Raw genomic sequence first — 14,157 nt, forward strand, 5'->3', positions numbered from 1 at the left:
CGAACGCATCCGGCCAGAAGATGACCTCGGCCGTCTCTTCGAGGACTAGCACCCCGTCAGGCGATCCGAAGCGGGCGACAGCGGCGAAGAAGCCATCGTGGCTGGGCGGCGCACTCAGCGTCCAGCTCGGCGAATCCATCCGCCTGGTCATCTCCTGGGTTGCGTTCGCCGTCTAACGGATATGGCGTTCAGCTGCTGGGGCACCTTGCCGCCGTGGGCTGAGCGCGCCGGCCCAGTATGCCAGAGCCGGGTTGAACGCGGCGGGCCCCGGTCAGCTGCAACGCCTTGTTAGGCAGCGATGCCCGAGACCAGTATGGCTACCGCCGTTTGGCTGACCACCAACTCCCGACGCGCAAGGCTCCTAGGAGGAGTAGCACCAGGGTCACGGCAGCAACGACGAAGGGCAGGACGACGCCAAGTACCAGCTGACCCAGTACAGTGAGCAGCTGGGCGACGCCCGAAGCGCCTCCGAAGAGCGCGCTAAGCCCGAGCGAAATGGCCAGAAGGATGACCAAGCCCTTTCCCACGATTCGGGCTAGCGAATCCCCGAGCTCCCCACTCTCTTCCCATTCCCCCACGGTCGCTGCCTAACGGCTCAGGTGTTCAGCTGCACCCAGCCGCCGCCGGGGTCGCTGAACCGCCATTGTTTGAAGCCACAGTCTACTCGGGATTGGGGCCTCGCTGCAGGGTGTCAGCTGCAACGCCTTGTTGGGCTGCGTGCGCGCTAGAGGCAACGGACATCGAAAGCCGCCTCGTTGGGGGCATCGGTAGCTGTGAGCCTCACGCGCTCCTGCCCGCTGAGCCTGAGCTGAATCTCGGTCGTGCTGCCTGGAATCGCATGCCGCACCGGCAGGGCTTCGTAGTGCGCCAGCACGGCGTTTGCTCTAGCCGATCCATCGAAAGAGAAGGTGGCGACGAAGTCACAATGATCACCGTTGCCTGTGAGGACTCCTACATCGGACCGCAGCAACAGTACGGATGTGCCGGGCGGTGGAGAGGCCAGGAACTGCCCAGCGAAGGTCGAGAGGCGCCAGGTGTTGATCGCGAAAGAGCTCAGGCCCGCAGCGACCCAGAGGAAGGGAAGGAACGACACCGTCAGACCCAGCGCCGCAGCGATGAGAGTCGCCGGGCTCTGCAGCCGGGAAGCGAGTGGCGCCGCCAGCCATCCCGCAACGAGGAACAGGGCACCTGTCGTGAGTGAGATTGCCGGGACGGAAAGGCGCAGGCGAACCGCGGCGAATGCCAGGAGGAAAACAAGCCCAGCTAGGCCAAGCGCTACGAATACGCGACGCCAAGCGGTCATTCACGCAGCCCAACGGATCAGGCGTTCAGCTGGCGGGGCACCTTGCCGCCGCGGGCTGAGCGCACCCGCTGAGTATGCCAGAAGCCGAGATTGGCGCGCGCGGACCCCGGTCAGCTGCAACGCCTTGTTAGACGGCGACAGGCTACCAGAACCGCCACCAAGGCTTGCGTAGGTCGTGGAACGCTCTAGGACAGAATGATTCGGGTGGCTCCTCGTCGTGCTTGAATGCAGTGACGGCCTTGGCCATCTCTAGCGGTACTTCGAAGATGAAGTCCACCTCGGCCGCATGTGATTGTTCGTGATCCTGTTCTCGAATGTGCGATCGCTCGATTTCCTGATAGAAGGCGGGGAGCTCCCCAAGCGCTTCGAGGTGGTAGAGATCTAGTTCGCTCTGGTGCTTGACGGACCAGGTCAACTTTCCTTCGTTCCAGTAGTAAGCCTCGGTCGCCATGACGTGCTCTTCGATCGAACAAGCTACCACCGGATACGAGGCCGACAGCGACCGGAGGATCTGCGGCTCAACGAGGCGGCTGCACGAGCGGCCGGCGATGACCAGATACCAACCGTCTCGCCAGATGCCGCCGCAGAGCGGGCTCTCCCAACGCGGGTCAGCGACCTCTGTGGGCTCCATGGGGACGGCCGCGCACAGCTCGTCTAGGTCCAGGGTCTTGGCGGCAAACCACGACAAGGAGTAGCCCACGATCGTCGCGCAACTCCCGAACGGTCTGGCGCCGTCTAACAGGTAATCAACGCAGTCGCGGCGTCGGTCAGGCCATCACCCGGAACTCAGGCGAAGCGTCTGCAAGCCACCGCGGCTGCTACCGAAACCTACCATCACGCCGTCATATTGCGATACGGGGGCTTCGGCGTGTCCTGGATATGGGTGATATGGCAGCGTGGGTTACGCTGAGGTCCTCCCGGTCCCGGGGAGTCTCGCCTTGGCGAATCCGCCTCCTCGGCTTCTCGACCAGGTGCGTCGCGAGCTTCGGGTCAGACACTACTCGCCGCGGACCGAGTCCGCCTACGTCCATTGGATCGTTCGGTACATCCGCTTCCACGGTGTTCGGCATCCGAACGAGATGGGCGTGGCCGAGGTGTCCGCGTTCCTGAGCCACCTGGCCGTGGAGGCGAACGTGGCGCCGTCGACGCAGAACCAGGCGCTGAACGGGCTCGTCTTCCTGTACGGGCCCGTCCTCGGCCGACCGCTCGGGGAGCTCGCCGGTGTGGTCCGCGCACGCAAGGCCCGAAAGCTCCCCGTGGTGCTCAGTCGCGAGGAGGTGGAACGCCTGCTGATGCGTTTGGAGGGAAGCCCGCGCCTGGTGGCTTCCCTTCTCTATGGATCCGGTCTGCGACTCCGCGAGGCGCTTCAACTGCGCGTGAAGGATCTCGACTTTGCACGCGGCGAGCTGACGATTCGCGAAGCCAAGGGCGGCCGCGACCGCGTGAGCGTCCTCCCGGAGACGCTACACGAGCCGCTGAAGGCACAGATTCGCAGGGTGCGCGAACAGCATGCGCTGGACCTGTCGGCCAACCGGGGCTGGGTCCCGATGCCGGGTGCCCTGGTGCGGAAGTACCCGAACGCGCCTCTCCAACTGCGATGGCAGTTCTTGTTCCCCTCCGCCCGCACCGCCCTCGATCGGCGCACGGGCCGCATCGGCCGCTGGCATTTGGCGGAGAGTTCGGTGCAGAGGCGGGTGAAGACGGGGGGGGAGGAGGCCGGGATCGCCAAGCGGGCGACCTGTCACTCGCTGCGCCACAGCTTTGCGACGCACTTGCTCGAGCGGGGTCAGGACATCCGAACCGTCCAGGAGCTTTTGGGCCACCGCAGCGTGACCACGACGATGATCTATACGCACGTACTCAATCGCGGTGGCCTCGGCGTGCGTAGCCCACTCGACGCGCAATAGCGCACGTCGCGAGGGGCTCACTTCGAGCACGGGAGGCGCAGCCGACCGCGCGACCTACGGAGCACTCCCGGTGGTCGAGCCCACGCGGAGCGTGGGCGATGGCACGCCGGGAGGGATTCGAACCCCCGACCCTCAGGTTCGAAGAATCACCGGAGGATGAGGAAGATCAATGAGTTACGCCGTCGGGCCGGCACAGAGCGGCACACGGCGGCACGGAGCGGCAGGAATCGCGGCCCCACGGCCCTATGCGGCCCCTTTTTCCCCGAGACGTCTGATGAACCGGCTCCCTTCGCACAGGCGTTCCATCGACGATCACTTCGACGATGTCCTGAAGCCGCCGGATATCGTCAGTGGGGTCGCCTCGAACGAGCAGCAGGTCGGCTTGGAGACCGACCCGGACGGCACCGAAATCGATTGGCGCCCCGTCGGCGATCCACCGCGCGCTGTCGAGGGTGGCCGATCGAATCGCTTCGGCTGGGGTCATCCCGGCGTCGACGAAATGCGCCAGCTCACGATGGAGCGCCGCGCCCGGAAACACGCCGGCACCTTGAGGGTCGGTGCCGGCGAGGATGGTCACCCCGGCCCGATGAAGCTTCATCATGTTGCGCTGGCCGATTCCGAGCACGTCGAGATCCCCTTCCCGGGGACCGCCGATCGATCGGAACTCCCGGAGGGCATCGACGAACTCTGCCGGCGGCGGATAGAACGACTCGATGACGGCGCGCGGAACCGTTTCGATCTCCATCGGGATCGGATCGATCGGTCGGCTCACCACGCTGACGACCCTATGCATCACTTCGATCGTGACGACCATCGGGATTTCGAACGCGGCCAGGCGCTGGACGTCAGCGTCCGATAGCGGCTCCCGGGAAACGCCATGAACCCAGAGGTCGGTCCCGGCCTCGCCAGCATCGAGCGCGTCCTGCAGGCTGCCGATATGGGACACCCAACGAAGGCCGAGCTCGTTCGTCCGCTCGTCGATCGCCGCCATCGTCTCGAGCGAGATTCGGGGCGCGCGCGGCGGAATTCGATCGACGGCGACCTTGATCGCGTCGACGCCAGCGGAATGGAGATCATCGATCGCGGATCTCGCTTCGGACCGCGTCTGGACCTCGTGCGCGATGCCTGAAGTCAGCAGCCACGAGATCCACCAGGGTGCGAACAGCTCGCGGACCGCGACCGGATGGCCACCGGGGCAGGTCACCATCTGTCCGGTCGTCAAGATGGCGGGGCCGACGAGTTCGCCGCGCCGGACGGCCTCGCGGCGTGCGACCGCCGCCTTGGTGTCGACGTCGGCGGGATCGAACACGGTCGTGACGCCCGCGTAGAGATAGCTCTGCATGTTGGCGAGCGGATCCGCGCCCTCGAGTTCCCAGAACGGCGACCGCGAGAGACTCACGTGGCCGTGCATGTCGATGAGGCCGGGTAGAAGGGTCGCCCCGCTTCCGTCGATCACGAGGAGACCGTCCGAAGGTATCGTGCCCCCCTTCTCGATGGCCGCGATTCGGCCCCGCCGGACGACCACGTCGAGCGAGGTTTCGACAACGCCGCGCTCGACCTCGAGGACATCGACGTCTCGAATCAGGAGCTCGTTCACGGGCCGCGCGGGGTAGCTCACGGACGCTGTCTCCACGTTCGTGGCGCAGGAGAGCAGCGAAGCGGCCAGGGCGAGAATCTGGAACGCAAGGACCGGTGAAATCGGTCGCATGTTCTGGTCCTCGGTCGATGGAGAGGGATTTTTGATTGACAGATCGTCATTTTAATATTGTTTTACATTTCGTCAATAAAAATTGCAGTGCGACCCGCCGATTCGTCGCTGACCGCCCGAGAACCCCTCTGGATGGAACCGCTCGGGCGCGATGGATCCGCCCGCCCCTTCGCCTCCCTGGTGGGATCACGCGCCACCGCATATGCCCTTCGCGATCCCGGGCGAACGCCGTTCGTCGACAAGCGTGAGGTTTCGAGACAGCCCCCGCGCAGCCGACTACGCTGCTGTCGATAGTGACCTCGACGGCCACGGCCTCGAGCGGATCAACGGAGATTGCGCGGCATGGGACGCCCGAGCCTCGCCGAACAGCGGCAAGCGGAAATACTCGAGGGATTCGAACGGTGCGTACTTCGCGACGGAATCGCGCACACGACGATGACCGCCATCGCGAAGGAGATCGGCTGCCAGCGGACGCTCATCAACCACTACTTCGGTGGCACGGACGAGCTGGTTCGTGCCCTCGTCGAGAAACTCACGGAGGACCAGCGGAGGGAGTTTCGTGAGTTCTCGTCCGCTTCGAAGAAGACCGGCGCTGCGCTGATGGTCGACTACCTGTTCCGACGACTGCCGAAGGGAGGCAACGCGCTCGTTCGTGCGCTGCGTGCGGACGGAGGAAGTTCGGCGAACGAGAGCCTCGCGAAGATGTACCAGGATTCTGCGAGGCTGCTCGGCACGTTCCTGCAGAGAGAGATCCCAGGAGCGACTCCGGCGCGATGCCGAGCGACCGCGACGTCGATCGTCTGTCTGGCGATGAGTCGATTCCAGCTCTCGGCCCTCGGCGTACGCGACCGCGAGCTCGCGGGCCTCCGAGCGTCGGCAGAGACGCTGATCGACGCGCTCGAAAGCGGGTGAGCCAGGTTCCTCGCCGCGCGAGCGGTGCCCCGAGCCAGGCCCGGGCAAGACCGAATGTGACCAGATTCAATAAGGTGTGCTTCAGCGAGGTCGGCTCGCAAATACTTCGAACTGGCATTTCGCGCTCACCGCCGGGTTGATGCCCGTCCTCGCGCCCAGTGCGCGCGTCGTGGCGTTGAGCTCCGCGGCGCACCTGCGCGGCTCGGTCGACCTCGACGACCTCAACTGGAAGACGCGCGACTACGATCCCAACCTCGCCTACGCACAGTCGAAGACCGCAAATATTTGGTTCGCATCTGAGCTGCAGCGCCGACACCCGAAGCGCCTGCTATCGCTGTCGGTGCATCCCGGCGTGATCCAGACCGACCTCGCGCGGCATCTACCCGCCGCCATCGCCGAAGGGATGCGCGAGGGATTCGAGAGCGCGGGCGTGCAGATCAAGAATGTCCCTCAGGGCGCCGCCACCTCCGTCTGGGCGGCCACGGCCGCCGAGTTCGCCGATCACGGCGGCGCCTATCCACTCGACTGTCAGATCGCGACCCCCACCAGCGAAGAGAACCCGAGGGTCGGCTACGCGCCCTGGGCGTACGATCGCGAAGGCGCGGAGCGTCTCTGGGCCGAATCCGAGGCGCTCACCGGCGTGCGCTTCGACTAGCGCGATTGGCGGTGCCGCGTCCCTGGGGGAGCAGGACGCCGCGGTAGAGCGGGTTGGCGAGCTCGCGCTCGCGGCGGGACGACGCTGTTCACCGAGGCGGGCGAGCTCATCGCCCTCGCGAGTCTCTGAGCAGTTCGACCGCGCAACTCCCGAACAGCCTAGCAGGCCTCGAGCCACGATCCGGTCAACGCGGAACCAGCGTCAAGTGGCCGAGGTGGTCGACTTCAAACAGTGGGGCCGCTCTACGTCGGCGCCCGGCCGTCGCGATCGATCGCGGCCGTGCGGGGCCGTCGATACACGGCCCCGACGACACCGCAAGCTGTCGTCTTTCTTCAGACGTTGAGCCCGCCAACTCGCTGCATCGGTTAGCGAATCGCGATGGAGAGAGCTTTACGAGCCGGAGGCGAGCCTCAGGTTCCCACTTTCAGGCTCAGCTCCGGGAATCGCGCAAGTACTGGCACGCCGGGAGGGATTCGAACCCCCGACCCTCAGGTTCGAAGAATCACGCGACCTCAAGAAGAAACGGTGACTTGCGCTCTCGGGCCGGCACAGCGCGGCACACGGCGGCACCGAGCGGCAGGAATCACGGCCCCACGGCCCTGGGCGGCCCCTGCCCAGGACCCGTGTTGGCCCGGTGGTAGCTTGGGGCCTGCGGACGATCTCCACCAGCGCCGGCACCTCAGCCGCCGGCTAGAGGCAACCGAAGAGCCCGCCTCGCTCACGGACTTCTTGCAGAGAGAGGGGCTTCGCCAGCGAGAAGTCCGAGGAAAACTTGACGCTTGTCACGCCTTTGGGCGGCACACCCGTGATGCGCGGTACCGAAGACGCATCGAAGAATTCCAGTGACTGGCGAGCGAACTCGATACTGAAGGCAGTCGACTGCAACGAGCGATAGTCGCGCCCGAGCGATGCAAGGAACACCGAATCGAGGCGCGTAGTCAGTTCCGGATCTCCAGAGGCGTGGGCCGCAAGCGACCCCCACAAATCGCGAAGACTGAGCCCTCCGACAGCTCGCCTCAGCCGAATCGAAGCGAAAACTACGCTCTCGCCCTGTACAGGGCTCGTCTGCTCGTGGCTTACAACGTGACGTCGGCCCGAGCCTTGGGTGCTCTTCACCTCAATGCACGACCACCCTCGCGAGAAGTCGTACCTCTCATCAGTGTCAGAGTGCCACGCGCGAAGCAACTCGCGTGGATCCGCCGACTCGGCGATGAGGAACATCTCAGCCCAAAGCCCAGAAGCGGACCGGCTTCCACCCGCTGTCGCAGTGCGAAACAGTTCGACCAACCGCGAGAAGCTCTCGGCAAGTTCGCCTCCAGTGGGCCGGGCAGGGAGCGGCGAGAGCGTCGACGCAATCACCCGGAAGAAGACGTCGACGACGGGAGAGCTTGGCTCCAAGCAGGTAACGAGAGAAAACCGTCCAGTCCTCGACGACTCGCTCGAGGAATTGATCGAGCACCGCCTTGAGTGAACGATCGATAGATTCGGAAGAGAGACCGATAGCTGCGGATGAGACGAACTCGAGGATGGGACCAGGAGAACAGCGTTCCCGCAAGCGTCTCTAGCGACGTGCCAGTCTTCGCGGTCAGCCAGCTCGTTGCCAACCATGTCGCCGTCGCCCGCATCTGGCGGGAGAGCAGTGAAACAGTCGACCAGCGAACCCGGTTGACCAAGCGACGGGTTACTGGTCTTGGACGAGGACATCCGCGACCACTTCGTCCGAAAGCCAGAAAACGGGAGCCAGCACGTCCTCGCAAACTATGGTGGATGCATCATCTCTCACCGGTCCATCTGTCAGAGTCAAGAGATGAAGCTGCAACGTAACGTTCGTGTCCCGCATGCTCCGGTCGCCACCGTAGACTGCGCTATCCCTATGGGCGCCCTGGAGTAGGCGAACGATCTTGTCATTCCGAACCTGCCGTCGAGCCCGAAAATTCGGCCTCATCCGATAGATTGCGCACATCTCTCCTTCATGCTCGCTGAGCCATCGGTCCAGCATGACCAACGCGGCTGTGTACTTCCTGCTGTCTTCCGCATCGGACACACGAATGTCAACGAGAAGATCGCTATAGACCTCGGCAAGTCGCATATAGGCGACGTCGTGAAGGTGATCATCCCTACGACCCGGGTGCCCTTCGACCTGCTCGAACCTATCGGCGTTCGACAGCATGAAGCTACGAGCCGATTCTCTATTCGCGTCGACCTCTCCCCGATGCGGGCTATTCAAAATGCACCACCCGTCTCGGAACAAGGGCCGCGCATAGTCAACGTCGATAACGTTCGCGCGGGTCGGCTGTAGCCGCCTGTCCAGCAGAAACGCTCGGCGCAAATCCCTTAGCGACTGACCACTTTCGACATGCGCCGCAAGCCGGCCACGCACGTCGTCCTCGTGCACGACATACCGCTGGTACGCCCGAATGACATCAGTGTCCAGGAATACGCGACAGAATCCCAAGTACGGGCGCTTGTAGCCGAAGAACCGTGCTCTCTGTTGGATCGTATCAGCGTTCCAGACTCCGGGCCCGCGCGGCATGTAGGTGACGGTAAGACCCTCGATCGTAAAACCCCGGTCGAGCACTTGGCCCCCGACCAGAATCCACGAGTACTCACGATTCCATTTGATCTCGCGATTGGCCTGGCGGAGGGAGTTGACCAGTCTGAGTTCAGTGTTCGAAATCGCAGAAAGCAAGTGAACTTGAAGCTCTTCGAACGTCTCGAGGTCTTCGACGGTCCGCGACAACTCTGCGTGCGCCCGGCGAAACTCCTCCTCGAGTTCCGCACGAGCCGAGTCACCAGGTGGCAGATCGAGGATATCGGCCCAGAGACGCGTGATCGCCTGCACCCATCCATAGAACTGCGTGTGGTCGCCAGTGTCCTTGGACGGGTGGATCATCATGGAGCGGTTCTTCGGCTTTTCGTCTCGGCGGAGCCGGCCGGAAGCGACCCCCAGAAAAAACACCTGCATGGCTCGTTCAAGCGAATCCGGCGGGTCGACAAGGGGGTTGGCTGCGCTGGGGATGTCGGCGGGGGGGATTCCTGCGACTAGTGGAGAACCGTCCGCAAAGAACTCTGGACCGCCCACGTAATCTGAGCCGGGTTCCAACAGGTGCGCGAATTCCGGAGAAAGCACGTCAATCAGGTTGATCAGAAGCACCGCTTGTGGCGTCGCCGTGTATTGAAGGAACGTGTGTCGAGGAAGGAGGGCTCGAACTAGGTTGATGTTCAGATACGTTGTGCTGAGTTCGCCGCGTCTCACCAGTGTGTTAAGGCTAGCTTGGTCGGCCTCGTCGTCGATGATCAACGACGGCACTTGACCGATCGCGGCTTCAAGCCGCTCAAGTACCAAGAAGAGATTCTCGAGCCGCCTGTGGTTCTTGAGTACCGTGACCAAAACGGTCCGGCGGTCCTGCTTTGGCACCGATTCCATTTTCCACTGAGCGAGAACATCCCGTATCCGGGTTGCATCTTCCGGCTCGGGATTGTGTATGTGGTACCAGCTCGGAAAAGTCGATTCCTCGATTCCGAGATCTTGCGTGAGACGCTCCTGCGATTGGTCCGCGAGCTTCGTCGTCGTTCCTGCAATGACGATGACCAGCTGAAAGTCATTGTCGGCGGCCATCGCGGCGACGGTCGTGAACGACAGCGTTTTCCCGCTTTGGACGTAACCCACGACCAGGCCAGTAGCACCCTCGGAGTCCGCACTTGGGGAGTTGCACTGGCTGAGAATCTCTTGCGCTGCGACCAGGGTGGCGTTCTGGGCGCCGGGATCATCTCCGAGCTTTCGCCTGACGACGCCGTGGGACAGCGGTCCAGCGCTTGGCTCCCATGAACGCTCACCGGCCGCAACAACGCGAATGACCTCGTCTTGAGACATCCTGCCCCCTCAGCTCTTGGATAGTGCGAGTTCGAGAATCCGACTTAGCTTGATGCGTACAGCCGGGGCGCGTTTCGCTCCACCGTCCCGAGCAACCTTTTCTGCAAGTCCCAACCCTGCGGCGATCCTCACGAGGGGCTCGAGCTTTACGGCATCGGAGGCTCCGAAGCGCTCTGTAAATGGGTGCGTCAATGCCATTCGCAGGTGCAACGCCTCGCGCCCGTCTGATGATTCTGCATCGCTCACTTCGAGCCAGCTTCCAACAGCGGGATCATCAACGAGTTCGAGCGTCACCTTCCATCGGCGCTCTTCGAAGTCGATATCGAAATCCCTTGATGTCGAGAACTCGGCCGGCTGCAAAGCCTCAGGAGGTGACGCCTCGTCGGGTGCTTCCTCCGATGCAGCAAGCAGAGCTTCTTCTCCGTGCTGCTTGAGCGCCTCCTCGGTCTTCGAGACTGACGTGGCGGCCGCTCTCTGACGGTCTTTGCGGGTGGGGCGGACTCGATAGTTTCGTGCCTGGGAGAGTAGGTCAAGCGCGTCGGTCGAGATTGCCTCGCGCAGAAGCTCAAGAAACGGCTCTTCGTTGTCGTCCCATTGAAAGCCATCCTTCGTGTGAGAGACGTCAAACCCTTCTAGGTGCAGCTCGCCGAAGATTCGCTGGTACTCAAAGTCGTTGGCGTTCCCGAAGATCTGCTTCGGTCGATACTTTTCGTCCCCGCTCCCGACAATCAATCTATTCCGGCGAAACAGTGAGAACCCGGCGTATCTCGTGCTTCCTGTCTTTCGGAGGGCTACGAAACCTCGGGCGCTAAGACCATCGCCGAAATCAAACTCCTCAAGGTTGTAGCGCCATTCCAGCGCTTCTCCGGATGCTTCATGCGCTGGCGAGAACTTTGGTGCCACCAAGACTTCCGGCTCCTCGTACTGGATGTCTTCGCCTCGAACGACCAGCTTAAGAGTTCCTGCTCTGAGAAAAACACGGTAGATGTCCGCTAGGTGCTCCTTGATTTTCGAAACTGTCTTGCCGACCGGTGTGTAATTGAGGTCGAGGAGCTCGATCTCAGTGAAGTGGGAATCCGGATCGCATGGTGTGGCTTCGACTTCGAGCTCTTCCAGCCGGTCATTCACGATCTTGTCGATCTCGAACTCGACGCGACGAGCGAACGGCTCACCGAGCGCGCTGGTTCGCACCGACCATCGCGCCGCGAACCAGCACGCGGCGCTCTTCATTCCCATCCCGAACTCAGACAAACCCTCTCTATCGAGAGGAACCTCTGCCGGGCGAAACGCCCTCGGGAAATCTGCCAGTGGTATTCCCGCTGCGTTGTCACGAATCACGATACGTCCTGGCTCGCTCGCCTCTATGTCGATCTCAACTCGGGTCTTGTACAACGGACCCTCGAGGGCCTGGAGCTTCTTGTCGGAGGCGATTGCGCTCTGGAGGGAGTTGTCGACGAACTCGGCCAGCGCGAACCAAGGCTTGTAGTTGAGGTGCTGGAGCACCGAGAGCACCGCGACTCCCGGTCGAATGTTCACGCTGCTTGATTCAGAGACGTCCATGATCGCTTTCGAGGTCCTAGCGGACCGCTGTAGAACAATTTTCACCTTGGCGTATCTGCGTCGCTCACCGATCCCAGTCAACGGGCCAGGGATCGGTTCTGCTACCCTGCTCCTGGGTGAGCTAGTTACGATCATAATTCATGGTGGCGCAGAATTGGGTAAGCGGTCGACACCGCGGGTCGAACCCCAGCTAGGTGTCTTGTCGGTCTTTTCTGGGATAGGCGGCCTGGACCTCGGATTGGAAAAAGCCGGGTTCAGAACGCTCGCGTGTATCGAGAACGGGGAGTTCGCGCGGCGGTCGATTCTCCAAAGCCCGCTAAAGCTCCCGTTGCTCGACCAGGGCGACGTCACGAAGGTGGTGGAATCCATTTCTCCACATCATTTTGGGCTTCGGGAAAGGGAACTCGCTGTGTTGGCTGGCGGCCCGCCTTGCCAGCCCTTCTCCAAGGCCGCTCAGTGGACGTCGACGGGTCGACAAGGCGCGGATGACCAGCGCGCCGCTTGCTTCGAGAGCTTTCTTGACCTGGCAGAGACATTCTTGCCACGCGCGGTTCTCATCGAGAACGTGCAAGGATTCGTTCAGGGCCGAGAGTCCGCGCTTCCCCAGCTTGCATCTCGTTTGAGACGCATCAACGAGGCGCACGGAACGCGCTATGAGCCTCACTGCCGAATTGTCAATGCGGCCGACTTCGGTGTTCCTCAACGAAGGTATCGAGCAATCGTCGTGGCATTCAGAGATGGAGAGGCCTGGAAGTGGCCGAAGCCCACCCACGCGACCAATCCTGTTCGTGCGTGGGATGCGATTGGGCACCTGCGGCTGAAGGACGACGAGTACCTTCCACTACGGGGCAAGTACAAAACCTTGCTGCCATCAATTCCAGAGGGTGCCAACTACTTGCACTTCACCGAACGGGGACGGGGCAGGTACAACCTATTTGGCTACCGAACCAGGTACTGGTCCTTCTTGCTAAAGCTTGCGAAGAACCAACCAGCCTGGACCATTGCCGCAAGCCCGGGCCCCGCAACGGGCCCCTTCCACTGGGACAATCGACCCCTATCGTTGCCGGAGCTGCTGAGGCTGCAGAGCTTTCCGGCGGAGTGGCCTGTTGAGGGGCCGAGGCGTGAGAGGATCAGGCAGATCGGAAACGCGACGCCGCCTTTGCTTGCTGAAGTTCTTGGACGTTCCATTGCGCAACAAGCCTTTGGGTTGAGCTGCGCACGGGGTCCGGCGCTGCGAATCTCGCGCAGGAGAAACATTCCCGCTGCACGCCGAGCTCGGCCACTTCCGACCGAGTGGGTGGCTCGACACGGGAAATACAAGGCGCATGCGGGCGAAGGGGCTGGGCCGATGCCGCGGACCAGCTAGTTCACACCGGATGCACCTTACGGTGCAAGGCGTAACCCCGCTCCACTGATAGGAAACGTGCGTAGTGCGGGCAAGTTACGTTCGAGCCTCCCAACACGCCAAGTGATCGATATCTCTCCGCTATCGGCGTCTTACATGGAGACGGCGAGACACATATCGGCGTATGAGTTGTCGCGGAACAGCTTGACGCCACACTTTTCGTCGATACGTTGATGACATGCGCAAGAGCAACCAGCTCCGAGAAGACGGCATCCGGGGCCCACCGGAGTTCGCCCGTCCCAACCCCCTCGACTCGCGGGAATCGAGTCGATCGAGACGCCAGAGCTGCGAGAGGCGTCTTGGGGGGAGGGGCGAATCTCACGGACAACAGAATTGGGGCCGGACCGGCACCCCGGTCGAGTTTCAAGAACGAAGCTCGTTTTCCTAACTCTAGCCATGGGCGTCCTGAACCCCAGACGACCTCTCGCTCCTAAAAATCCGATTCGCGATATCGCGAGACGACAGACATCAACCTTTCGCCCGGAGGAGTGCCGGCGAGAAGTGGAACCAGAAGGTCGACCACTCCCCGCTCGGCACTCCCGGATAGCGAACTCGCCGACGCAGCGACTGCAGACCGCGTCTTGTCGGAGCGAACGCCCCGAACAACTCGCCGCACCCGCGAATCGCCGGCCCCCTCGGACTCGGTTGGCTTGGCATGCCAACTCTGCGCACAAGGCCCCTTGCCTCGACAGCGTGAACTAGTCGTCGCTGCCGAAGTAAGAACGACACCGCCCGTGTTGGGCTGCGCCAAGGTGCTCTTCGCGCGCAGTCCCGAATGGGCGGTGGAGTTCGCGACCCTACGACTTGTCAGCGCGTTGACCTACGTCAACGCG

8 protein-coding genes are annotated in these 14,157 nt (G+C 62.7%); 3 read left to right on the plus strand and 5 right to left on the minus strand.

Features of this window, described 5'->3' with window-relative positions; genetic code table 11:
* Positions 1-724: 724 nt before the first annotated feature.
* Both AAF430_09285 and AAF430_09290 read right to left on the minus strand, forming a co-directional pair.
* The gene (locus tag AAF430_09285; GenBank protein ID MEM7410413.1) at positions 725-1,303 is read right to left on the minus strand and encodes a hypothetical protein; all 579 of its coding nucleotides are present in this window, start codon (positions 1,301-1,303) and stop codon (positions 725-727) included.
* A 142-nt stretch (positions 1,304-1,445) separates the two neighbouring features.
* Entirely contained in the window at positions 1,446-2,003 is a 558-nt protein-coding gene (locus tag AAF430_09290) for a hypothetical protein (protein ID MEM7410414.1), read from the minus strand.
* Between the two features lie 238 nt (positions 2,004-2,241).
* Between AAF430_09290 and AAF430_09295 the strand changes: the two genes are divergently transcribed.
* Positions 2,242-3,210, plus strand: coding sequence for an integron integrase (locus AAF430_09295; protein MEM7410415.1), 969 nt, complete (start codon positions 2,242-2,244; stop codon positions 3,208-3,210).
* Between the two features lie 166 nt (positions 3,211-3,376).
* Here the strand turns inward: AAF430_09295 and AAF430_09300 are convergent, their stop codons facing one another.
* Positions 3,377-4,918, minus strand: coding sequence for an amidohydrolase family protein (locus tag AAF430_09300; GenBank protein ID MEM7410416.1), 1,542 nt, complete (start codon positions 4,916-4,918; stop codon positions 3,377-3,379).
* A 342-nt stretch (positions 4,919-5,260) separates the two neighbouring features.
* Here AAF430_09300 and AAF430_09305 point away from each other — a divergent pair, with 342 nt between their 5' ends.
* Complete coding sequence (locus AAF430_09305) at positions 5,261-5,830, plus strand: TetR/AcrR family transcriptional regulator (protein MEM7410417.1); 570 nt, start codon at positions 5,261-5,263, stop codon at positions 5,828-5,830.
* A gap of 76 nt (positions 5,831-5,906) precedes the next feature.
* The gene (locus AAF430_09310) at positions 5,907-6,485 is read left to right on the plus strand and encodes a hypothetical protein (protein MEM7410418.1); all 579 of its coding nucleotides are present in this window, start codon (positions 5,907-5,909) and stop codon (positions 6,483-6,485) included.
* 1,681 nt (positions 6,486-8,166) lie between these two features.
* Here the strand turns inward: AAF430_09310 and AAF430_09315 are convergent.
* A complete protein-coding gene (locus AAF430_09315) occupies positions 8,167-10,359 on the minus strand; it encodes a Z1 domain-containing protein (protein MEM7410419.1) in 2,193 nt (730 codons plus the stop codon).
* 9 nt (positions 10,360-10,368) lie between these two features.
* A complete protein-coding gene (locus tag AAF430_09320; GenBank protein MEM7410420.1) occupies positions 10,369-11,919 on the minus strand; it encodes an ATP-binding protein in 1,551 nt (516 codons plus the stop codon).
* Positions 11,920-14,157: the final 2,238 nt, after the last annotated feature.

It is taken from the genome of Myxococcota bacterium (assembly GCA_039030075.1).
GTDB lineage: Bacteria > Myxococcota_A > UBA9160 > UBA9160 > SMWR01 > JAHEJV01.